Annotated in this window: 23 protein-coding genes; 8 read left to right on the top strand and 15 right to left on the bottom strand. The window is 35.7% G+C overall.

Features of this window, described 5'->3' with window-relative positions:
• Positions 1 to 3 precede the first annotated feature (3 nt).
• The 3 genes from nuoH (at position 4) to AC07N0_RS03255 (ending at position 2,343) form a co-directional block, all read left to right on the top strand.
• Positions 4 to 1,197: an NADH-quinone oxidoreductase subunit NuoH gene (gene nuoH, locus AC07N0_RS03245; protein WP_494588101.1), complete on the top strand. Its 1,194-nt coding sequence runs from the start codon at positions 4 to 6 to the stop codon at positions 1,195 to 1,197.
• A gap of 66 nt (positions 1,198 to 1,263) precedes the next feature.
• Positions 1,264 to 1,782, top strand: coding sequence for a NuoI/complex I 23 kDa subunit family protein (locus tag AC07N0_RS03250; RefSeq protein ID WP_492800803.1), 519 nt, complete (start codon positions 1,264 to 1,266; stop codon positions 1,780 to 1,782).
• Positions 1,783 to 1,833: 51 nt separating this feature from the next.
• Positions 1,834 to 2,343, top strand: coding sequence for an NADH-quinone oxidoreductase subunit J family protein (locus tag AC07N0_RS03255; protein WP_492800805.1), 510 nt, complete (start codon positions 1,834 to 1,836; stop codon positions 2,341 to 2,343).
• 139 nt (positions 2,344 to 2,482) lie between these two features.
• Here AC07N0_RS03255 and pyk read toward each other — a convergent pair whose 3' ends face one another.
• Together pyk and AC07N0_RS03265 are read right to left on the bottom strand one after the other, a co-directional pair.
• Positions 2,483 to 3,958, bottom strand: coding sequence for a pyruvate kinase (gene pyk / locus AC07N0_RS03260; RefSeq protein WP_492800806.1), 1,476 nt, complete (start codon positions 3,956 to 3,958; stop codon positions 2,483 to 2,485).
• A 286-nt stretch (positions 3,959 to 4,244) separates the two neighbouring features.
• A complete protein-coding gene (locus AC07N0_RS03265) occupies positions 4,245 to 4,805 on the bottom strand; it encodes a PAS domain-containing protein (protein WP_494588103.1) in 561 nt (186 codons plus the stop codon).
• A 57-nt stretch (positions 4,806 to 4,862) separates the two neighbouring features.
• Here AC07N0_RS03265 and murC point away from each other — a divergent pair, with 57 nt between their 5' ends.
• Both murC and AC07N0_RS03275 read left to right on the top strand, forming a co-directional pair.
• Positions 4,863 to 6,236, top strand: a complete 1,374-nt coding sequence (murC, locus tag AC07N0_RS03270; RefSeq protein WP_494588104.1) for a UDP-N-acetylmuramate--L-alanine ligase — start codon at positions 4,863 to 4,865, stop codon at positions 6,234 to 6,236.
• An 82-nt stretch (positions 6,237 to 6,318) separates the two neighbouring features.
• Positions 6,319 to 8,667: a S9 family peptidase gene (locus AC07N0_RS03275; protein ID WP_494588105.1), complete on the top strand. Its 2,349-nt coding sequence runs from the start codon at positions 6,319 to 6,321 to the stop codon at positions 8,665 to 8,667.
• 210 nt (positions 8,668 to 8,877) lie between these two features.
• Here AC07N0_RS03275 and AC07N0_RS03280 read toward each other — a convergent pair whose 3' ends face one another.
• The 11 genes from AC07N0_RS03280 to AC07N0_RS03330 form a co-directional block, all read right to left on the bottom strand.
• Positions 8,878 to 9,684, bottom strand: a complete 807-nt coding sequence (locus tag AC07N0_RS03280; protein ID WP_494588106.1) for a Rossmann-fold NAD(P)-binding domain-containing protein — start codon at positions 9,682 to 9,684, stop codon at positions 8,878 to 8,880.
• Positions 9,681 to 10,253, bottom strand: coding sequence for a nicotinate (nicotinamide) nucleotide adenylyltransferase (gene nadD / locus AC07N0_RS03285; RefSeq protein ID WP_492800811.1), 573 nt, complete (start codon positions 10,251 to 10,253; stop codon positions 9,681 to 9,683). Before nadD ends, AC07N0_RS03280 begins: the two co-directional genes overlap by 4 nt.
• Positions 10,254 to 10,351: 98 nt before the next feature.
• Positions 10,352 to 10,921: a guanylate kinase gene (gene gmk / locus AC07N0_RS03290; protein WP_492800812.1), complete on the bottom strand. Its 570-nt coding sequence runs from the start codon at positions 10,919 to 10,921 to the stop codon at positions 10,352 to 10,354.
• 536 nt (positions 10,922 to 11,457) lie between these two features.
• Positions 11,458 to 12,075, bottom strand: coding sequence for a sigma-70 family RNA polymerase sigma factor (locus AC07N0_RS03295; RefSeq protein WP_184129601.1), 618 nt, complete (start codon positions 12,073 to 12,075; stop codon positions 11,458 to 11,460).
• Between the two features lie 166 nt (positions 12,076 to 12,241).
• A complete protein-coding gene (locus AC07N0_RS03300) occupies positions 12,242 to 12,748 on the bottom strand; it encodes a hypothetical protein (protein ID WP_492800815.1) in 507 nt (168 codons plus the stop codon).
• Positions 12,749 to 12,804: 56 nt separating this feature from the next.
• Positions 12,805 to 13,653: a rod shape-determining protein MreC gene (gene mreC / locus AC07N0_RS03305; protein WP_494588107.1), complete on the bottom strand. Its 849-nt coding sequence runs from the start codon at positions 13,651 to 13,653 to the stop codon at positions 12,805 to 12,807.
• Between the two features lie 117 nt (positions 13,654 to 13,770).
• Entirely contained in the window at positions 13,771 to 14,796 is a 1,026-nt protein-coding gene (locus AC07N0_RS03310; RefSeq protein WP_309915228.1) for a rod shape-determining protein, read from the bottom strand.
• A gap of 192 nt (positions 14,797 to 14,988) precedes the next feature.
• Positions 14,989 to 15,645 carry a beta/alpha barrel domain-containing protein gene (locus AC07N0_RS03315; protein ID WP_494588108.1) on the bottom strand — a complete coding sequence of 219 codons (657 nt, stop codon included), beginning with the start codon at positions 15,643 to 15,645 and terminating at the stop codon, positions 14,989 to 14,991.
• 8 nt (positions 15,646 to 15,653) lie between these two features.
• Positions 15,654 to 16,661, bottom strand: coding sequence for a PfkB family carbohydrate kinase (locus AC07N0_RS03320; RefSeq protein WP_494588110.1), 1,008 nt, complete (start codon positions 16,659 to 16,661; stop codon positions 15,654 to 15,656).
• The gene (locus AC07N0_RS03325) at positions 16,658 to 18,115 is read right to left on the bottom strand and encodes a tagaturonate reductase (RefSeq protein WP_492800819.1); all 1,458 of its coding nucleotides are present in this window, start codon (positions 18,113 to 18,115) and stop codon (positions 16,658 to 16,660) included. The genes AC07N0_RS03320 and AC07N0_RS03325 overlap by 4 nt, the downstream gene beginning before the upstream one ends.
• 177 nt (positions 18,116 to 18,292) lie before the next feature.
• Complete coding sequence (locus tag AC07N0_RS03330; protein WP_323251335.1) at positions 18,293 to 18,616, bottom strand: DUF3467 domain-containing protein; 324 nt, start codon at positions 18,614 to 18,616, stop codon at positions 18,293 to 18,295.
• A 158-nt stretch (positions 18,617 to 18,774) separates the two neighbouring features.
• Between AC07N0_RS03330 and AC07N0_RS03335 the strand changes: the two genes are divergently transcribed.
• Positions 18,775 to 19,473 (top strand): YjjG family noncanonical pyrimidine nucleotidase, encoded by a 699-nt coding sequence (locus AC07N0_RS03335; RefSeq protein ID WP_494588111.1) that lies wholly within the window; start codon positions 18,775 to 18,777, stop codon positions 19,471 to 19,473.
• Between the two features lie 161 nt (positions 19,474 to 19,634).
• Here AC07N0_RS03335 and AC07N0_RS03340 read toward each other — a convergent pair whose 3' ends face one another.
• Together AC07N0_RS03340 and AC07N0_RS03345 are read right to left on the bottom strand one after the other, a co-directional pair.
• Positions 19,635 to 20,252 carry a hypothetical protein gene (locus AC07N0_RS03340; RefSeq protein WP_323251348.1) on the bottom strand — a complete coding sequence of 206 codons (618 nt, stop codon included), beginning with the start codon at positions 20,250 to 20,252 and terminating at the stop codon, positions 19,635 to 19,637.
• Positions 20,253 to 20,310: 58 nt separating this feature from the next.
• Positions 20,311 to 20,613 carry a (2Fe-2S) ferredoxin domain-containing protein gene (locus AC07N0_RS03345; RefSeq protein ID WP_309915208.1) on the bottom strand — a complete coding sequence of 101 codons (303 nt, stop codon included), beginning with the start codon at positions 20,611 to 20,613 and terminating at the stop codon, positions 20,311 to 20,313.
• Positions 20,614 to 20,780: 167 nt separating this feature from the next.
• On the opposite strand from AC07N0_RS03345, the gene AC07N0_RS03350 reads away from it, so the two are divergent.
• Both AC07N0_RS03350 and AC07N0_RS03355 read left to right on the top strand, forming a co-directional pair.
• On the top strand, positions 20,781 to 21,662 hold the full coding sequence (locus tag AC07N0_RS03350) for a fructosamine kinase family protein (protein ID WP_494588112.1): 882 nt from the start codon (positions 20,781 to 20,783) through the stop codon (positions 21,660 to 21,662).
• Between the two features lie 136 nt (positions 21,663 to 21,798).
• On the top strand, positions 21,799 to 23,085 hold the full coding sequence (locus AC07N0_RS03355; RefSeq protein WP_494588113.1) for an O-acetylhomoserine aminocarboxypropyltransferase/cysteine synthase family protein: 1,287 nt from the start codon (positions 21,799 to 21,801) through the stop codon (positions 23,083 to 23,085).
• The last annotated feature ends 90 nt before the right edge of the window (positions 23,086 to 23,175 follow it).

A 23,175-nucleotide genomic window follows, 5' to 3' on the forward strand; every position in this document is an offset into this window, starting at 1 on the left:
TATATGGAAATTACATCAACATTATTTACGGCCAAAGCCATTTATGTAGGAATCATCTTCGCTATTACCCTTGGTGTAGCGGCCTATTCTACTTACTTTGAGCGTATCATAGCTGCTTTTATGCAAGACCGCGTAGGACCAGACAGAGCAGGTCCATTTGGTATTTTACAGCCTCTTGCTGATGCTGTAAAAATGTTCATGAAAGAAGATTTCATTCCTGCACAATCTAACAAATGGCTCTTTATTGCTGGCCCATGTATCTCAATGCTTACGGCATTGATGACTTCAGCAGTAGTACCCTTTGGAGATAAATTGGATTTAGGAGACGGCATTATTTTAGACTTACAGGGAATTGATGTTAACGTCGGTATTCTTTGGGTATTTGGTATTGTTTCTTTAGGTGTTTATGGTGTTTTAATTGGTGGATGGGCTTCAAACAATAAATATTCTTTGATTGGTGCTATCCGTGCGGCTTCACAGAACATTTCTTATGAATTGGCAATGGGGCTTTCTATTATCGCTATCTTGATGCTTTCTGGTTCTTTGTCTACAAAATCTATCGTAGAAACTCAGCAAAATGGACATTGGAACATCTTCTATCAACCACTTGGCTTTGTAATATTTATCATCTGTGCTTTTGCAGAATGTAACCGTACTCCATTCGATTTACCTGAATGTGAAACTGAATTAATTGGTGGATATCACACAGAATATTCATCGATGAAATTAGGGTTCTATTTATTCGCAGAATACATCAACATGTTTATTTCTGGTGCAGTAATGGCTACTTTATATTTTGGTGGTTATGATTATCCTGGACATGACTTCGTGGCTTCTTTTGCTTCTGAAAAATTCGGTGCTACTGTTGGATCAAACATCGCTACCTTAGTAGGTGTAGGTGCATTAATCGGAAAAGCATTATTATTTGTTTTTGTATTTATGTGGGTTCGTTGGACTTTACCTCGTTTCCGTTATGACCAATTAATGGGCTTAGGATGGACAGGTTTAATTCCATTATCAATGTTCAACGTTGTATTGACGGGTGCATCGATGTTATTTACTGTAAACGAAGGTGGTTCAAACTGGATGACAGTTGCCGCATCGTGGGCAGGTGTTGTCATCATGTTGATAGTAACATTTGCTTTCAGCGAAATGAAATACAAGAAAAAGAAATCAGCAAAATTAGCAACAGCTTAGTTTGATTAACGCAAGCAGGCTTTCAAATAAAATTTAAAATCTTTCCTTTAAGGTTTGAAGACTATTATGAAATTATCAAATAAATCCAAAGTCTTAGAGCAAGAAGAAATGACTTTTGCAGAACGCATTTACCTGCCAGCTATCGTTGGAGGTATGGCTACTACGTTAAAGCACTTCTTTTCTAAAAAAGTAACCATTCGTTATCCAGAAGAAAAACGTTATTTAGGCCCTGTCTTTCGTGGACATCATATCCTAAAACGTGACGAAGCAGGTGCTGAACGCTGTACTGCTTGCGGACTATGCGCAGTAGCTTGTCCGGCAGAGGCGATTTCGATGATTGCGGGAGAACGTAAAAAAGGCGAAGAAAATTTATATCGTGAAGAAAAATATGCAAGCGTGTATGAAATCAATATGCTTCGTTGTATTTTCTGTGGTTTATGCGAAGAAGCTTGTCCTAAACAAGCTATCTATCTACAACACGACAAAATGGTTCCTGTTTTTGAAGACCGCTCTGAAGTGATTTTTGGAAAAGATAAATTGGTTGAAAAAATGGATAACCGATATTTAAGAGAAGGTTGGAAATAACCATTTTGTAAATAAATTATTTGTAATATCTGATAACGATTCATTAAAAATATGAACTTTTGGTACTTTCTAACTGCTTTGACACTCCTAAGTGCTTCGATGGTGGTATTATCTAAAAACCCTATACATAGTGTGTTGTATTTGGTTTTCACTTTCTTCTGTATTTCTGGTCATTATGTGTTATTGAATGCTCAGTTTTTGATGGCAGTTAATATTGTGGTGTATGCAGGAGCCATCATGGTTTTATTCCTCTTTGTAATTATGATGATGGATTTAAGTAAAAACTCCCCTGATTCAAAAAATACATTGACCAAACTAGCAGGAGCGATACTTGGCGGAACGATATTGGTAATCATCATTGCAGCATCTCGTAAAATGGATTTAAAGAACGCTGTAGCAGTAAAAGCATACGATGCTCAAACAGGGATGGTTGAGGGCTTAGGACAAATTTTATACCGTGATTATGTACTTCCTTTCGAATTGGTATCAATCCTATTTTTTGTAGCGATGGTAGGTGCAGTAATGTTAGGAAAAAGAGAAGCTGGAGAACGTAATTTCTAAGGATATAGCATACCCATAAAAAAGCCTGATGAATTTGAATTTCATCAGGCTTTTTATTTGCCATATTTTGAAATACCAAGACATGAAAAAGGGTTAAATCCTATGGATTTAACCCTTTTTCTATTGCCAAAACAATTGATTACTCAACAATTCCTAATTGAACTGTATTGGTCTTCAAGTTTTTATCAGAAGGGATGCTTAATGTTGATACGAAAGTATCCCCAACTGTTAATAAACCTTTTTCTTTCAAGAAGTCAGTCATTCCTTTTACAGTTGCTTCAACATCATTTCCTTTGGTTTCATAATAGAAAACATTTGCTCCCCATAATAAGCCCATTTCTTGTTGAACGGCTTTATTAGCAGTGAAGATATACAAACCTGCTTTAGGACGGTGAGCAGACAAACGGAAGGCTGTATAACCACTGTTTGTAATACACAAAATTGCTTTTGCTTCAGTATCACGTGCCAAACGACATGCTCCAGCAATCATACGGTCGTTTAACGGAAATTCAATAGCACCTTTACTTAATGAGTGGTTTTTGAAGTAAATTGAAGCCTCGTCACCTTTTACGATTTTAATCTCATTTTGTTGTTGCTCCACTACCTCTTGAATATGAGCCATCGTCTGAACAGCTTTCAAAGGATATGCTCCTGAAGCAGATTCACCACTCAACATCGTAGCAGAAGCTCCTTGTAATACAGCATTAGCCACATCGGAAGTTTCAGCACGGGTAGGTACTGGGTTAGAAATCATTGACTCTAACATTTGAGTAGCAACGATAACTGGTTTTCCAGCCAAAGTACACTTCTCAACCATTAATTTTTGTAAGTGTGGTACTCTAGCACCATCAATCTCAACACCTAAGTCACCACGAGCAACCATGATAGCATCAGTAGCTTCGATAATTTCATCTAAATTATCAATCGCAAATGGAGTTTCGATTTTAGCAATAACCTTTGTATTCTTCTTACCATAAGCCTTGATTCTGTCTTTGATATCATGAATATCCGCAGCAGTACGAACAAATGAAAGGGCTATCCAATCTACACCATTATCTAAGCCAAAATATAAATCTTTAAGGTCTTTTTCAGTTAAACATGGTAAAGAAACCTTAGTACCTGGTAAGTTAATACCTTTTTTAGATTTCAATACGCCACCATAAATAACTTCTGTAATTACCTCTTTCTTTACTTTATCAATCTCTAAAACCTTAACTTCTAAATTTCCATCATCCATCAAAATTCTTTCTCCAACGTTAACATCTAAATACATAGAGGTATAAGTAGTACCAACACGTTCAGACGTTCCCATTAAGTTTTCATCCATTACGAATGTTAAGGTATTTCCTGCGGTGATAGTTACGCCATTGTTTTCGACAAGTTGAGTACGAATTTTAGGACCTTGTAAATCCTGAAGCACTGCAAGATTTATATCTAATTCATCAGCTATTTCTCTGATTGTGTTTAGTCTTTGTAAATGATCTTCGTGTGAGCCGTGCGAAAAATTTAGTCGGAAAATATTTACACCTGCTTTAGCAAACTTAACCAGCATTTCCTTTGAATCAGATGCGGGACCTACTGTTGCTACGATTTTAGTTTTTCTTTGATAAGACATATTTCTGTTAATTATTCAATCTTGATGGTTCAATTAGATAATATACTGCGAAATTACATTTTACTATTTATACTTTGAATTAATTTTATGTGTTTTCTTCGAGAAGTTTAATTTTTATTTTACAAATATAATTTTATCAAGAAAATAAGTAACCAAATCTACAGTATATATTTCAAGAAATATCAATAATAATATTTTGTTATCATCTATTTTTTCAAATGATTATTCTTTCAATAAAAAATCCCACAAAACAATTGCTTCATGGGATTAGTCATCATCATTTATACTAAACTAGTTCATGTTCTAAGGCTATAAAATTGCTCAATACATTATCTTGGTTAAATACGGGTAAAATATCAACCCTACAGACATAAGACGCCCCATCTTTTCGATAATTGATTACTTGTCCCGAAAATGTAGTCCTGATATTTATACTTTCTCTTATCAATTGCCTTGTTTCTAAGGATGTTTCTTTACCTTGAAGAAAATTCGGAGATTTACCTACCGCTTCACTAAAGGCAAAGCCAGTCATTTTGGTAAAACCCTTGTTTACCCATTGAATTTTTTCGTTTGGACAAGTTATGACAACAGCATTTTCACGAAGTTTCATAAAGTTAAACACTATATTTAAATCAAACTTCCAAGCCTTATTTTTAGCATACTCTTTCAAAAACTCATATTCGCTCGCACCATTACCAGCAATACTCATAAACTCAAAGGCATGCAATAATGGACTTACCACACGAACTTCCTTAAAAGTATCGCAGTGGACTTTGGTAGAAAGATTTGTCATTTTACAAAAATTAATATTACACTTATTGATGATAGTAAGAGTTTGTAAAATCATTTTGTTTTAATTTTTTTAAAATATCTTTGTTCTAATGAAATTTAACCCTTGATAAAAGTGAATCTTAAAGTCCTAAAACACATTTATTTTCTTGGTATAGGTGGCATCGGTATGTCGGCAATTGCACGTTGGTTTATTGCCAATGGATATTCGTTAGCTGGCTATGACAAAACCGCTACCCCTTTGACCAATGCTTTACAAGCTGAAGGAATCCCTGTTCATTTCTCTGATGACATCAATTTGATTCCTGCTGAGTTTTTAGCGAATAAGGAAGAAACTTTAATCGTCTACACACCCGCTATTCCTAAAGATAACCTTGAATTTAATTATTTAAAAGATAATGGTTTCACATTGATGAAGCGTTCGCAGGTGTTAGGGTTGTTAACCAAGAGTTTCTATACCATTGCTGTTTCAGGTACGCATGGTAAAACTACTACGTCATCGATGGTATCGCATATTTTAAAACAGGCTGGTAAAAACGTTACTGCTTTTTTAGGAGGAATCACCCAGAATTATGGTACCAATTTTTTAATCAATGAATCTCCTAATGATGTAATTTGTGTGGTGGAAGCTGATGAATTCGACCGTTCGTTTCTTACACTATATCCTAATTTAACCATCGTCACCTCAACAGATGCCGACCATTTAGATATCTATGGCGACCACAGTCAGTTGCTAGAATCTTTTCAATTATTCGTTTCTCAACTCAAAGATGGCGGGAAGTTATATCAACGCAAAGGGTTGAATTTAGCCTCTTTTACCAAGAATGAATCGGCAGAATATTCATTGAATGAAGGTGATTTTTATGCACAAAACCTTAGGATTGAAAATGCTGAGATGATTTTTGATATTATCTATCCAAATGGTATTATTAAAGATTGTACTTTACTGACACCTGGTTTTCATAATGTAGAAAATGCTTTGGCGGCTACGGCCGTAGCTTTAGAAGCAGGATTGACGGCTGAACAAATCAAAGAGGGTATTTGTAGCTTTGGTGGTGTAAAACGTCGCTTTGAATACCATATTCGTTCAGAGAAAATTGTTTATATCGACGACTACGCCCATCATCCTACCGAAATACAGGCTTTTTTATCATCCGTGAAGGCATTATATCCAACGCGTAAATTAACGGTAGTATTTCAACCACATTTATTTACTCGTACTCGTGATTTCCAAGAAGGTTTTGCAGAAAGTCTGAGCTTAGCTGATGATTTAATTCTATTGGATATTTACCCAGCGAGAGAATTACCTATCGAAGGCGTTACATCGCAAATTATTTTCGACAAGGTAACATCGCCCATCAAAACACTTTGTGATAAAGATGAAGTATTAGCATTATTAACAGCCAAAGAACCTGAGTTAATAGTAACTGTTGGCGCTGGTGATATTGATACGCTGATTCCTAAGATTAGGGAATGGGGAATTAGTTAGATAATTGGGCTTATATTAGATACCTTATAAAAGGTGTCTAATATAAATTAATAGATGTAAATTATAGCAAAAACTCATCAACATGAAAAAAATCTTTACCTTAATTATTACCACTTGTTTTTGTTTTACACTTTATGCTCAACAATTGAGTGTTGAACATATCATGCAAGACCCTAAATTTACCATTGGAGCTTTGCCTTCCTCTATCAATTGGTCGGAGGATAGTAGAATGGTTTATTTTAACTGGAATCCATTCAGAAATAAGGCGGATTCGTTATATGGGGCTTCTGTTAGTGAAAAGAAACCTTTCAAAATAGCTCCTCAAACACGTAGAGCTTTGCCTTCATTTTCAGGTGTTTATAGTCGTGATTTCTCAAAAAAAATCTATACAAAAAATGGAGATTTGTTTTTGCTAGACTGTAAAACAATGGCTGTTCGCCAGATTACTAATACTGTTGAAACAGAAGGTAACCCTAATTTTAATGGCAAGGAAAGCAAAATCATTTATACCAAAGCCAGCAACTTGTTTAGCTTTGATTTATCCACTGGCGAAACAGAGCAACTAAGCAATTTTTTAACAGGTAGTAAAAAAGCTGACGCAAAGCTAAATGAACAGGAAAAATGGCAAAAAACTGACCAACTAAGTCTTTTTGACATATTAAAAGAACGTGCCGATAAGAAAAAGCAGGGAGATATAATTGCCAAAGCTGATTTACCTAAACGTGCCAAAGAGATTTATATTGATGATAAAAGGGTAGATATTCAGACGTTAAGTCCTGATGAAAATTATATTACTTATCGCTTAACGAAATCGGCAACGGGTGCTAAAAATGCTGTTGTGCCAAGCTATGTAACAGAATCTGGGTTTACGGAAGATTTGCCAGCTAGAACTAAAGTAGGTGCGCCGATGCCAAGTTATGAGTTTTGGGTATATGATATCAAAAAAGATACTGCTTTACAGGTTTCTACAAAGGAGATTGAGGGAATTTATGACGAACCTGATTATTTAAAAGACTATGCTAAAAAAGATACTACCAAAAATAAAAAGTTAGAACCTAGAAAGATAATCTTTAGCGAAGTGATATGGTCGACAGATGGTAAATATTGTGTCGTGGTAGTAAGAAGTCAGGATAATAAAGACCGTTGGATTTTGAAATTGGATGTTGCTACCCGAAAACTAAAGACTATCGACAGACAAAGAGATGAAGCTTGGATTGGCGGACCAGGGATTAATTTCGGAAATATTGGTTTTTTAGGCGATAATCAAACGTTATATTTTCAATCAGAAGAAGATGGTTATTCTCATATTTATACTGTGAATTTATCAACTGGTGCTAAAAAACAATTAACTAAAGGTAAATTCGAAGTACAGAGTCTTCAACTATCAAAAGACAAACTGCATTTTTACTTTACCTCCAACGAAGTACATCCGGGCGAACAACATTTTTATAAAATGGCTGTAACTGGTAGTGATAAAGTACGTTTAACTAAAATGACGGGGTCGAATCAAGTGGTTCTTTCACCTGATGAAACCAAATTAGCTTATTTGCATTCTTATTCAAACCGCCCTTGGGAAGTATATATTCAAGACAATGTTGTAAATGCCCCTCCTATACAAATTACAAAATCGCAAAGTCAGCAGTTCAAAGAGTATAAATGGCGTGAGCCTGAAATCATTACTTTTAGTGCCAAAGATGGTGCAGAAGTGTATGCTCGTCTATACGAAGCCAAAGGAGAGAAAGGGAAAAAGCCAGCAGTAATCTTTGTACATGGTGCGGGTTACCTACAAAATGTACATAAATGGTGGAGCCAGTATTTCCGTGAATATATGTTCCATAATATGCTGGTTGATAACGGCTATACTGTCCTTGATATTGATTACCGTGGTTCATCAGGTTATGGTAGAGATTGGCGTACAGGCATTTATCGTTTCATGGGGGGTAAAGATTTGACAGACCAAGTAGATGGTGTTAAATGGTTGGTTGAAAATCAAGGCATTGACCCTAAAAAAATCGGTATTTATGGTGGCTCGTATGGTGGTTTTATTACTTTAATGGCCATGTTTACTACGCCAGATGTATTTGCTGCGGGTGCTGCCTTAAGACCTGTTACAGACTGGGCAGCCTATAATCACCCTTATACGGCAAACATTCTGAATGAACCCCAAACAGACTCTATTGCATATCGTAAAAGTTCACCAATATATTATGCGGATGGATTGAAGGGAAATTTATTGATATGCCATGGTATGATAGATGTAAATGTACATTATCAAGATGCCGTTCGTTTGGCTCAAAGGCTGATTGAATTAAAAAAGGATAACTGGGAACTGGCATCTTATCCGATGGAAGACCATGGCTTTGTAGAACCTACGTCGTGGATAGACGAATACAAGCGTATCTTTAAACTGTTTGAAAGAACGCTTAAATAATGGTGAATTGTGAGTTAGTGAATTAGTGATTAATGGGTTATCGGAAATCGGATTTCAGATAGCAACTAATCATTATAATCTATTATAATCTTGTAGCGGCAACCCTTGTGGTTACCGTTTCTTGTATTAGTGTTTTCGTCGAACGGTAACCGCAAGGGTTACCGCTACAAGGAATTTAAATCCCCAATTCACTAACTCACAACTCACTAATTAATCAACTTTATATTTAAAGTCCAAGGGATTAGCATATTTAAACTGATAGCCAGTTTGCTGTATGAGTTTCTGTGGACTGATAATTTTAAAGGGAATAGATTCAGTAGCTTCTTCAAAAATAGGTTTTTCAAACCCATATTCTTCACAGTTCTTTAAAAACACTGCTTCCCGAACGGGATGTTCTGGCGAAACAGCATTAAAAGTCTCCTGCCAAATGCCCTTTTCAAGTATCATCGCAATAATGCCTATTACATCCTCTTGATGGATATAATTCACAGGAATATGTCCCGTATTAATGCGTTTACCAGCAAAGTACTTCGCTCCTATTCTTTCCTGTCCCATCAACCCTCCACAACGCAAGATTGTAGTTCGTAATTCAAGTTCTTTTAATAGATTCTCTACTTTTATTAATGCAGTTGATGCTATCACTTCGTCTTCTTCAGTGATTTCTCTATTCAAATCTGGATATACTGAAGTGGATGAAGTATAGATAATAGATTGAATACTGGAAGAATGAAGGGAGGCAATTAATGATTGAATTTGTTGTACATGATAGGCTTCGCCATATTTGCCAGCACGAGGAGGAATGCAAATAATCAATACATCAGATGTCAAAAATTCAGCAAGGTTATCGCTTTCAATTTCAGGGGTAAACCTCAATAAAAAAGGGCTAATACCTACGGCTTGTAATAATGGAAATTTAGCCTCGGAGGTTGTAGAACCCTTTACTTCATGTCCTTGTGCTACTAAATATTTGCCCAAGGGCAAGCCTAGCCAACCGCAACCTAAAATGCTAATTTTCATAAGTAAAATTTTTTCCTCAAAATAAACTCTTCCACTGCCTCAGGTATCATGTAACTGATTGATTGTCCATTTTTCAAACAATCCCGAATAAAGGTGGCAGAAATATCCAATAAAGGTGCTTTTACTAAACGGACGTTGGGATGTTTCTCTAAATCGCTCAGTTCAGCATTAGGGCGAGGATAAACATATAAACCGAAGTATTCTAAAATTTTATCGTGATTTTTCCAGTTTGGGAATTGAGCTAAATTATCGCCTCCAATAATCAATTTGAATTCATGCTGGGGATGCTTCTCTTGCAGACGTATTAAGGTATCAATGGTATAAGAAGGCTTAGGCATCGAAAACTCTATATTGGTTACTTTGAATTTAGGATTATCAGCAATGGCTTTTTCTACCATATCCAAACGATCAAATTCGTGTAATAACGATTTATTCTTTTTAAAAGGATTTTGGGGCGACACTACAAACCAAACTTGTTCTAAGTCGGTAGTAGTTGCCATTACATTGGCAACTATTAAATGCCCAATATGGATGGGATTGAAAGAACCAAAAAAGAGACCTATTTTCATGTAGTTCTGAGCTCTTAAGATTTGAGCAACAAGCTATGAACAATTATTATTATTGGTATTAACAAATGGATAAGCTCAATGCTCACAGCTTTTAATGCTTAGTTTATAAATTCCTCAAATAGTTTTTGAGCTTTTCTGAATGCCTCTGTTAAATCATCATTCAATAATACAATATCAAATTTATCTTGGAATGACATTTCAAAATTCATTTTGAATACTCTCTTAGAAATAGAGTCCTCTGAATCTGTACCACGTTCGCGCAAGCGTTTTTCTAGCTCTTGTACGCTTGGCACTTTTACAAAGATAGACAACGCTCGTTCTTTGTAATATTCCTTCAATTTTACTCCTCCACGAACATCAACATCAAAAATTACATGTTTACCAGATGCCCATAGGCGTTCAATTTCTGATTTCAACGTACCATAATAAGCACCAGGATATACCTCTTCCCATTCTACAAATGCGTCTTCATCAATTTTATCTTTGAATTCTTCTGGCGTCATAAAGTGATAATCTTTGCCATTTTCTTCATTACGTCCACGCTTATCACGTGTGCAAGCAGAAATAGAAAATCCAAGATTAGCATTATTGGCAAGCAAGTGCTTAACAATAGTTGTTTTGCCCGAACCAGAAGGGGCAGAGAAGATAATAAGTTTTCCGTTTTCCAATTTTCAACAAGTAAAATACCCTAATTAATTAAAAGTAAAAGGCTATTAAGTATATCGTAAGCAAAACGACCAACTTAATAACCTTTATTTTTTGAGCTTAAATACTCAATTATAATGCACTTATTTTCTTTTTGATACAATCAATCAAACTAGTTGGAACACATTTTTTTTCCAATCTTAATTGCATTGTTTCTTTAATACACTTCTCCAATTCATATCCTTTCTCACACGGCAAACATTTATCCATGTTCTGTTTAAATTGGGCTATTTCCTCTTCTGATGCCTGACCGTCCACAATTAACTGGACTAATTTCATGCAATCTGACTGATGCTGACAGCTTGTCTTTTTTTGAATTTTTTCAACCTCGGAAACCATTATTCTATTGGATTAAACAAATTTTAATTTGGCGTTGTATTGGGGTTACTATTTGTGATAATCAAGTAGTTATTGAACAGGAAGGTTGTAAAAAAAATTCCCTTATGCTAAAAAATATAAAAAATTTCTTGATTATGATTATTTTTTCATCAACAGTTATCTATTCTGCCATGCTGTCAGCATTTACGTCATAGCCCAAAGATTTGGCATACGATTTCAATTTTTCTTTTAACAACATTCTAGCACGGTGTAGACGAGAACGGACTGTCCCGATAGGTATATCTAATATCTTCGCCATTTCTTCATAAGTAAATCCTTCAACATCACATAATATGATAACAGTACGAAAATCAACAGGTAAAGCATTTAGCGCATTGGCAATTTCATCTCCAATTAAATCTTGAACAGTATCTGCTCTTAAATCAACTGTTTGAGTAGTTTCTGCGTCTTCTTCTGAATTATAAGTTGTTTCAACATCCTGATAATCAACCTTCGACGGCTCTTTAGATTTCTTCCTAAAATCGTTAATAAAACTATTCTTCAGGATTCTGAACAGCCATGCTTTAGCATTAGTTCCCTCAGCAAATGAATTAATAAATCTAAATGCTTTCAGGTATGTGTCTTGAACAAGGTCGTTAGCATCATCCTCATCGTTTGTCAGACGGAAAGCAAAGTTGTACATTGAGTCAATGTACGGCATAAACTCTTTTTCGAAAACTCTATGTTTTTCTACTTCAGTATAGGTTTGAGTTATTTTAATTTCTTCTTGCTCGTCCATGATTGCTGCTGAATATCGCTTGATAAAAATAGAAAATGATACCGTAATTATCAAGTAATTTATTGAATCTACATTACATTGTTTTAGATAATTTCTATAAACAAACAACTTGCCAAGCATGATTTGAACTTTTTTCCTGACAAAAAGGCGTAAAACTTTTTTATTTTTAATCTTTTCTAAAAAGCTGGATAATTACAATTACTAATGTAGTAAAAATCGTGCTAGCTATTACTTTTGCTAAAATGGGGAGAATTAGCCCAAAGTTAGAGGCCTCTAATGAAAACAAAATAAAATGATGAATAACAGTCAATATCATTACGTAGGTCAAGAACCAAGATACGCCCATTGATTTCAGACTCAGTATTTGTCGCTCGTCATAGCCTCTTTGAGGCACTAATAAGGCCAAAATTGGTGTACGAATATAGGCTATGAATGTCATGGCTGCTGCATTGGCACCAATGGTATTATAAAAAATATCAACAAACATTCCTGCAATAAAACCTAAGAAAACCAACTGTACTCTGTTAATATCAAAAGGAAGCAAAATGACCGTAGCTACATAAACAAAACAAAATGCGTGATTGAGAAATACCAATTGTCTAACAAAGAAAATTTGCAACAAAAGATAAAATATAAAAGTAAGTATTTGAGGAAAAATATTTCTTGGAGTCATTATTAATTAGATTGCCGAGTTTATAATGGCTATGCAAATTATTGGAAAATAGTACGCTATTTTTTTACTTCACTATCAGTACTTTCTAAGGCTCTTTGTTCTTTTTCTAGTTTGTTATTAATTACATACACATACGAAAGCGTACTAAAATCAGTGGCCAATTTTACTTTTATGTCATGAAAAGTTTGGTCTGGCTTTAAACCTACTTTGCTCACGTAACCAATCACGATGTTGGACGGGAAAACGTAATTGAAGTCTGAGGTCATTACGGTATCCCTTACCCTCACATTTTTGTACCTTGAAACATCTGTCATTTCTACGACAGAAGGATTGAGTCCATCCCATTTGATAGACCCGATTTCATTGTTACTTTTAATCTTAGCAGAAACGGTATATTCTGAATGTAGGATAGAGATTATTCTTGAATAATGTTCTGAACATGATTTTATTTTACCCACTACGCCCGTTGAAGAAATTACGCCCATCCCCGGCGCTAAACCATCAGCAGTACCTTTATCAATCGTAATATAGTTATTAAACTGAGCTACGCTAAGATTAGTAACTTTGGCAACCGTAAACTTAAAGCGCGCTGCCACAGCAGAATCTGCCTTATAATTGATGATAGAGTGAGTAATAGGGGTTTGTTGAGCTTGTAGTTTTTCTACTAACTCATAAAGTCTTTTATTTTCCGAGCTTAAATCTTCGTTTACTTTGCTCAGATTCGAATACTCTACGATACTATTGGATACATCCAAGGCTTGTGCTGCATAATAGTTCGTAGTATTGAACATGATAGCACTGGGATAATTATTGTATGAATAAAAAAACCACAGACTCAGTACCTCCAATAATGCAAACAAAATGAAGGCTCGTTTCCTAGAGATAAATTGGATTAACTGATACATTTAAAAGAAGAATCTTGGAATAATTGATTTGACAGAAAAGGCTATAATGTAAAAATGAGTAAACGAAAGAACATAAAAATATCATTCTTTCATTTACTCATTCCTTAGCCTAGTTAATTAAGAGATGAGAATAGGCTTGAAATGGTCAAGGTGTTTTAATACTTCACCTGTTCCACGCACTACAGCTCTTAATGGATCATCGGCAATATGAATAGGCAATTTAGTTTTGTTAGCTAAACGCTTATCTAAACCATGCAACAAAGCTCCCCCACCTGTTAAATGAATACCATTATGATAAATATCAGCCGAAAGTTCAGGAGGCGATACCTCTAGGGCTTTCATCACGGCTTCTTCAATTTTAGAAATTGATTTATCTAATGCATAAGCAATCTCTGAATAAGTAACCTTAATTTCTTTCGGGATACCAGTCATTAAGTCACGTCCACGGATTTCATAATCTGCTGGTGGATTTTCCAATTCTGGCAACGCTGAACCTACTTCAATTTTGATTAACTCTGCCGAACGCTCACCAATCAATAAATTGTGTTCGCGACGCATATAATCAACAATATCACGGGTAAATACATCTCCAGCAATACGTACCGAAGCCTCACAAACAATACCTGAAAGCGCAATTACTGCTATTTCAGTAGTACCACCGCCAATATCCACAATCATTGAACCGTTTGGCTGTTCAATATCTATTCCAATCCCTATTGCCGCAGCGATAGGTTCATGAATCATATACACTTCTTTCGCTCCAGCGTGTTCTGCTGAATCTTTTACCGCTCTTTTCTCAACCTCTGTGATACCTGAAGGAATACAAATCACCATGCGGTGAGATGGCGTAAAGAAACGACTTCCCGTATCAATCATTTTTATCATTCCCCGAATCATCAATTCGGCTGCCGTAAAGTCGGCAATCACTCCGTCTTTCAAAGGACGAATCGTTTTGATATTCTCGTTGGTTTTTTCGTGCATCTGCATTGCCTTGTTACCAATGGCCAAAACTTTGTTGGTGGCTTTATCAAGGGCAATAATTGATGGTTCGTCAACCACAATTCTATCTTTATGGATAATTAACGTATTGGCAGTACCAAGGTCAATCGCAATGTCTGAAGTCAGGAAATTGAATAATCCCATTTTGTGAATTTGTTCTTTATTTTTATATTTCTTTTGAACAGGTATTGTGTAAAGTTAGTCAATTTAAACTACCTGCTGTCGGATATTCTTGTAAAAGTACAAAATTAATGAGAATGTAAGAGATTACCTTAAAACCATGAGGAAAAATTAGTAGGAATTAAAGCCAAGAAGATAAAATATGATGATTAGATACTAGTTTTTAATAATACTGAGGCATTCTTTGACAGTATTTTCAATCCAATTGAAATTATTATTGTCTAAAATTGACTTCGGAAACAACTGTCCGCCCATGCCAACAGCTTTAGCACCAGCACTGAACCATGTAGTTAAGCTTTGTTCGTTGGGTTCTACTCCACCAGTAATCATCATTTCTACTTGTGGCATCACTGTCTTGACTGATTTTACAAAAGAAGGGTTTAAAATATTGGCTGGAAATATTTTTACAATATCTGCTCCTAACTGATTAGCCTTATAAATTTCGTTGGGCGTAAGTACGCCTGGAAACCAAGCCATGTTATTTTGTTGACAAACGTTAGCGACACCCTCATCAAGTGTTGGCTGAACGATAAAGTCTGTATCTAAACTGACAAAATATTCAGCCTCCTCAGCATTGAAGATAGTGCCAATACCTATTGCCATATCTGGAAAGTCTGTGCGAATGTATTTTACCAATGCTGCAAAAACTTTATCAGCCCCCACACCACGATTTGTGTATTCAAAAACCCTGATACCACCATTATAACAGGCTTTTACTACGGCCTTACTCTTCTCTACATCGGGATGATTGAAAAGAGGCATAATGGGTGTTTCGCTTAGTTTTGTATAAAGTAGTGCTTTTGAAAACTTCATAATCGGTTTTATCTTCTTAGTTTTCCACTGACATCGCCATTCATTACTGCTTCTATTTCGCTGACTGAAGATAAATTAAAATCGCCTTCTATCGTATGTTTTAAGGCAGAAGCCGCCACTCCAAACTCTATTGCTTTCTGTGTATTCTGATAGATGATTTCGCCAAAAATAAACCCTGCCATAAAGGCATCTCCTCCACCAATTCTATCAACAATATCAGGAATATTTATTTGCTTGGTTTCTAACATTTCAAATCCGTTCCAGCACTTTCCTGTTAAAGTATTGTGTGAAGCCGAAATTTGACCTCGTTTGGTGGTTAATACTTTTTTTAGTTTCGGAAAACGGTCGGTTAGTTGTTGACAAACTGATTTAAAACTTTTCTTGTCGTCGTTAGGAACTATCCCAAACATATCTTCGGCATCACCTTTACTGCAAATAATTACATCGCAATTTTCAATCAGCGCTGGCATTATTTCATTGGGTCTTTTACCCCATTTCCATAAATTAGAACGATACCCCACATCTGCGGAGACTTTTAATCCTAAACGACTAGCCGTTTGGGCGGCCTCTAAACAAGCCTGAGCGGCGCTTTCTGAAATAGCGGGTGTGATACCTGTGAAATGAAACCACTGGGCATCTTCAAAGATATGTTCCCAATTAAATTCCGAAGGCTTGAGGGTAGCAAAGGCTGAATCAGCTCTGTCATAAATTACCTTACTTGGCCTCATGGCTGCTCCCTGTTCTACATAATAAATGCCTATACGGTCGCCACCTTTTACAACATCATCCATACTAAGCCCATACCGTCGGTAGGTATTGATGGCGGCATTGCCCAAATCATTGTCAGGGAAACGGGTTACATGGCTCGCTGGAACCCCCATAATAGCCAATGAGGACGAAACATTAGCTTCGCCCCCACCAAAATTAATATCAAAACTTGTCGCCTGTTGAAAGCGAGTATGACGTGGCGTGCTGAGCCTCATCATTATCTCACCGAAAGTGACTACTTTTTTCATAAATATTTCCTCACTGCGTCTGAAAACCCTTCTAACTGTGTTAAATCTTCACCCCACAAGCTTCTGTTAGATAATACTTTGTCTAAATCAAAGTTTTCCCAAGCTTCGTAAAAGTATGGTGCGAAATTACAATTGATTGGGTAATATTCACCATTACATTCGCCGAAATAATTACCATTTACTTCTTTTTCAGCTTTCATGAACTGTAAATAAGCAGCAAAGCCCATGGCAAACAATTCGGGTGCTTTACCAAATTCACGATAATATTGCAAAAGAATAGGCACATTACGCATTTTCATTTTGGCAGTATACTGAACGGTAATGTCTAGTAATTTATGTTGTAAGAAAGGATTACGGAAACGGTCTAATACCATTCTACCGAAACGGTCTCTAATTTTAGGGTCAATCTTATAAGGAATTGCTAAAGATACTTCTCCTAACATCATATTCGTAATAATTTTACTTAAATAACTATTACTCATTACATCTTTTACCAAACGGAACCCTAGCAAATATGCCATCCCGCAGGTTAAAGTATGTGTTCCGTTAAGCATTCTTAGTTTTAATTCACGGTAAACTTCAATGTCTTTTTCGATGATAACGCCCGGGTCAGCAGCCGCAAATGATAATATTTTACGGATTTTTTCATCCCCCTGAATTGCCCAAAGACGATATACTTCTGAAAGTATCATCAAGTCGTCCTGATAAGAAAATTTCTTTTCTAAATCATCACAAATTTCTTTGTCAGGTTTTCCCGGTACAATTCTATCTACCAATGAATTACAGAAGTAGTTATGGTTTTCAAGCCATTCGATAAATTCAGGTTCAAGACCATTGCGGTGAGCTTGTTCCAATACAATTTCTTGTAATTTATCTCCATTCCCAACGATTAATTCAGTAGGGATAATGACCATTCCACTTTTGGCAGAACCTTTGAATACTTGCCAACGCTCGTATAAAAACGCTAATAATTTTACAGGGAATGATTGCGGAGGATTACTCGTTATCTTATCGTTTTCTAATAAAGTAATACCTACCTCTGTAGTATTAGAAATGATTATTTGCATTTCAGGGTTTTTAGCACAAGCTAATATTTCCTTCCACTGCGAACGTGCCGAAATAGTACGAGAAATAGAAGCATTGATAATATACTCTTCTACTTTTTGCCCATTTTCTAATCCTTTTACGGCATGGGTAAAAAGCCCGTCTTGTTCATTAAAATCATCTGTACCTCCTTTATCTGTAGATTTAACCACTACTACACGACCATTGAAAATACCTTTTTTATTAGCCTTGTCAATAAAATAATCACAAAGTCCTCTTAATAAAACACCAGTACCAAATTGAAGTACTTTCTCAGGAAGTTCAAAAATTTTATCATTAGGTAACTCAACAAGTTTACTCAAATTTTCAGCATTAGCCGCTAAATATTCTCTGGTCAGTTTTTGATTCATTGTCTCACAATATTTATATTTATTTATTTTAAAGCCCGTAGGCACTGGTTATCTACTCATTGTTATTTCAACAATAGAGCGTAAATGAGCAATAGAATATTCTATTTACTTACATTTACGCTCTGTTGATGAAAATTCTGAAAGTATTATCTTATTTGTAAAAACCTGATGTGGATATTAGGCTTCCCCAATAGGACCACGATAATTGGTTGGGAACTGAAAGCCATTTTGGTTTTTATCGTCCGTAATTGGGCCGTAGGCCTCTTCATATTTTTGAATATTTTCTTTGAGGGCATTCAAAAGACGATAAACATGATCAGGTGTAAGAATTACTCTTGATTTTACTCTCGCTTTAGGGATTCCAGGCATCATTTTGATAAAATCAATAACAAATTCACTCTGAGAATGTGCAATCATCGCCAAATTCACGTATTCTCCTTCTGCCATTGCTTCTGTTAATTCTACGTTTATCTGGTTTTCTTCTGTGGGTTGACTAGCCATTTTTATGGTTAAATTAGATTTCTTAAAATTGTTTTTTACAAACTATGAATTTATATAAAAGAATATCTTGATGCAAATTAATTCAGGTTTTATCCTTTAAAAATAAACGCTTAGTTTTTGTTTCAAAAGTTTCACCTATGATATTTGTATAAAAAAATATGTATAAGCATCTTTTCTTCGACCTCGACCATACTCTTTGGGACCATAATACGAATTCTAAACTTGCTTTAGACGAAGTGTATCAGCATTTCGACTTACATACTTATGGCATTCCTTCTTCTGTACAATTTTATACTATCTTCAATAAAATAAATCATCAGCTATGGGATTTGTATGAGCAAGGGAAGATTGGTCAGCCTGAATTGCGTCATCAGCGCTTCAGGATGATTTTCAGTGAATTAGGTTGTTACGACTATTCTCTTTGTGATGAGGTTTCAGATAAATATATCAATATTTCAGTCCGCAAGCCTAATTTATTGCCTAATGCCAAAGTGGTGCTAGAATATCTATTTCCAAAATATCCTCTACACATTATCACCAATGGTTTTATGGAGGTACAGGATATAAAAATGACCTCTGGAGGAATTAAACATTATTTCAAAGAGATTGTCACTTTCCAAAATTCGGGCTATAAAAAACCTGAGGCAGGCATTTTTGAATATGCATTGGATTTGGTTGGGGCGAAGCCTTCTGAATGTATTATGATTGGTGATAGCTTTCAAAGCGATATTGTAGGAGCTAATCAAGCGGGTATCGACACGGTTTTTTTCAATCCTGATGGAAGAGTACAGGAGCTTACATTAAAGCCTAAGCATGAGGTGAAGGATTTGATTGAGTTGAAGGGGATTTTTCTTTGAGACTTGAGGATTTGTGGACTAGAATAGAAGACGCTAGATGCAAGACTTAAGACTTTTTGTTTTTTGAGACTTGAGAATTTGAAGATTTAGCCAGAATGAATAAAATCTCCCTAGGCTTACTGCTAAAGGCTCAAAGCTTACTGCTCATAGCTTAAAGCTATTTAAAATAGCGACAACTGGTTGGTATCTCCTTTTTTATCAAAAATTTTTTTATCCTTAATTAGCTTGCGGTGTTGTTCTAAGAAGGCAACAAAAGCATCTATTTGTTGATACAGCGGAGTAAAATTATAGGTTTTTACATCATAGCTTTCTTGATATACATCATTAAAATCTGTAATGATATAATCCAAGGTTCTGACGCCCCATTTCTGTAACCCTAACATATACAGGTTTTGATGGTTAAACTCAAAACGATTGGGTTGATATAATCTGGTAGATTTTAAATCTACAGCACGGTCGCCTCCTACTAAATCTACAAAGCCATAAATTAAACAATTTTTATACTTTGCTTCGGTATAAAACTGCGTTTTGTATTTGGCTGGCAATAATTCACGTGCTTTTTCAATGATTCCTTCACCGAATAGCTCTTCATTCTCGCCTGTAATTACGGCCTTCTCAAAATCAATTCCTCTTTGCTGAGCTTCAGTAGTTGGCTTTTTCACTCTATTGATACGGTCTATCATTTCCCACAAGTCTACAAGGATGTTTCCCTGAGCATCTAATACCTGTTGCTCATACAAAACAAATGAATTGATTAATGTGGGATAGATTCTGTACATCTGAGTGTTATTTTTTTTATTAGAAACGGACAAGTCCGTTTCTAATGGCTATCATCAATTATCCGATTACTAAACGCTCAACGGCTTTGTCGCCTATTAAATGGCTCTCTACAATTTCTTCAACATCAGATAATTGCACATTGCCATAAAATACTCCTTCTGGATATACCACCATGCCTGGCCCAAAAGCACAAACATCTAAACAGCCTGTTTTTTGTGCTCTGATTTCGCTCAATAACCCTTTTTCTTTCAGTGATGCCTTAAAAGCATCTACTAATGCTCCTCCTCTTTCTACGCCGCAGCTTTTTTTGGGTGCATCTTTTTGGTTAGTACAAATAAAAACGTGTTTCTTGTATTTCATTTTGTTTTTTAAATTTTGCTGACATCTTTGGAGTAGATTTTAACAATTTGTTTTTGATAAAATCGTTCAACCAATGCAATTTAATGGTTTTCTAGTAATTTTGGAATAAACCATAGCAGACAGTCGATAAAATAATCTGACTTTAGCATTCCGTAATCAATATTTGTATGACTTTTCAGACGCAGGAACAATATCAATTTATAGAAAGTATTCTTTTTGAAAACTTAGGACATAATCCAGAAGTACTTGATTTCCAGTTTTTTTATGGTGGAAACTTCAATCTTGCTGTAAAAGTAAAAGTAGCAGAAGGCGATTACTTTATTAAATGGAATCAGGGCGACCATGATGGTATGTTTGAATCTGAGGCAAAAAGTTTACAAGTTTTACAGAATACTGGCGTGCTTTCTATTCCTCAAGTAATTAATTACGGAAAGATTTTAGATAAAGAATACCTGATGATTGAATTCTTGACGGCAGGCTATAAGCAAGAAAACTATTGGCAAGATTTCGGACAAAAATTAGCGAAACTTCATACACATACACACCATAGTCATGGACTAGATTTCAATAATTATATCGGTGCATTACGCCAAAGTAATGAATGGATGGAAGATGGTGTGCAGTTTTTTATTGAAAAAAGATTGAAAGTACAGGCAGGTTTAGCGCTATACGACCGCAAAATTTCTGAGGAAGTGTATGATAAATTTCAAACGCTTTTTGAAAAAATTCCTAGTCTTATTCCTAACGAAAAACCTGCTTTGTTGCATGGCGACTTATGGTCTGGTAATGTAATGACCGACAGTAAGGGCTTTGTTGCCTTGGTAGACCCTGCTTGTTATTATGGCTTACGCGAAGCTGAATTGGCTTTTACAACCATGTTTGGTGGTTTTGAACCTGTTTTTTATGAAGCCTATCACGAAGTATATCCCATAGAGAACGGTTTTGGTGATAGAATTCCTCTTTATAATTTATATCCCTTAATGGTACATGTCAATCTTTTTGGTGGAGGCTATTTAGATGCCGTTGAGAAGATTTTGAAGAAGTATTAATGATAAAACCTTATTATTAATTTCTTTTGATATTTCAGAAAAATTTGTTTCCCTATTCATTATACTTAAATTTTATATCATAACTTTGTCTATAGATTTTATAGAATATACTCAGACTAATTTAACAAACAATCTCATGAAATTTGAAACACTCCAACTGCATGCTGGGCAAGAAGTAGACCCTACAACCAATGCTCGTGCAGTACCTATTTATCAAACAACAGCTTATCAATTCAAAAATGCTGAACACGGTGCTAATTTGTTTGCCTTAAAAGAATTTGGCAATATCTATACCCGTATCATGAACCCAACCAGTGATGTTTTCGAGAAACGTTTGGCGGCTCTTGAGGGTGGTGTGGCAGCTTTGGCAGTAGCATCTGGTCATGCGGCACAGTTTATCGCTATCAATAATATTACTACTGTTGGTGATAATTTTGTGACTACTTCATTTTTATATGGTGGCTCATACAATCAGTTCAAAAATTCATTTAAAAACATTGGTGTTGAGGCACGTTTTGCCAATGGTGATGATGTATCTTCTTTTGAAGCCCTGATTGATGATAAAACTAAAGCCATCTATTTAGAAACTATCGGAAACCCAAGCTTTAGTATTCCAGATTTCGAGGCTTTTTCTGCCTTAGCGGCCAAGTACGATTTACCAATTATTGTAGATAATACCTTCGGGGCAGGCGGTGCTATTTGTCAGCCTATCAAACATGGTGCGCACATCATTGTTGAGTCTGCTACGAAATGGATTGGTGGACATGGCACAACCATGGGTGGTGTAATTGTAGATGCTGGTACGTTCAATTGGGGTAATGGCAAATATCCTCAGTTTACAGAACCTTCGCCAAGTTATCATGGCTTAGTATTGAATGATTTATTTGGTATTGGTGGACCATTCGGAAATATTCAATTTATTATCCGTGCCAGAGTAGAAGGTCTGCGTGATTGGGGCCCTGCACAAAGTCCTTTCAACTCTTTCTTATTAATTCAAGGGTTAGAAACGTTGACGTTAAGAGTAGAAAGAATTGGAGAAAATGCCTTGGCACTTACTAATTGGCTATTAAATCATCCAGAAGTTGAGCACGTAAATTATCCTGGTTTAGAAAATAGCCCCTATCACGAATTGGGTAAGAAATACCTTACGCGTTGTTTTGGAGGAGTATTCTCGTTCAAACTAAAAGGAGATAAAGCTAAGGCTGAAAAATTTGTAAATAGCTTACAATTAATTAGCCATTTGGCCAATGTGGGCGATGCAAAAACTTTGATTATTCACCCAGCTTCAACGACACACTCACAGCTTTCAGAAGCAGAGCAAATTTCAGCAGGTGTGGAACCTACTTTACTAAGAATTTCGGTAGGTATTGAACATATTGATGATTTAAAGGCAGATATTGAACAAGCACTAGCAGCTTTATAGCTATTTAGCTTTGAGCCATGAGTTTTCAGCTATGAGTATTCGATTATCATAAAAAACCAGTTGTTGACGTTTCAACAACTGGTTTTATTT

The sequence above is a fragment of the Arcicella sp. GW821-FHT09D11 genome (assembly GCF_059416265.1).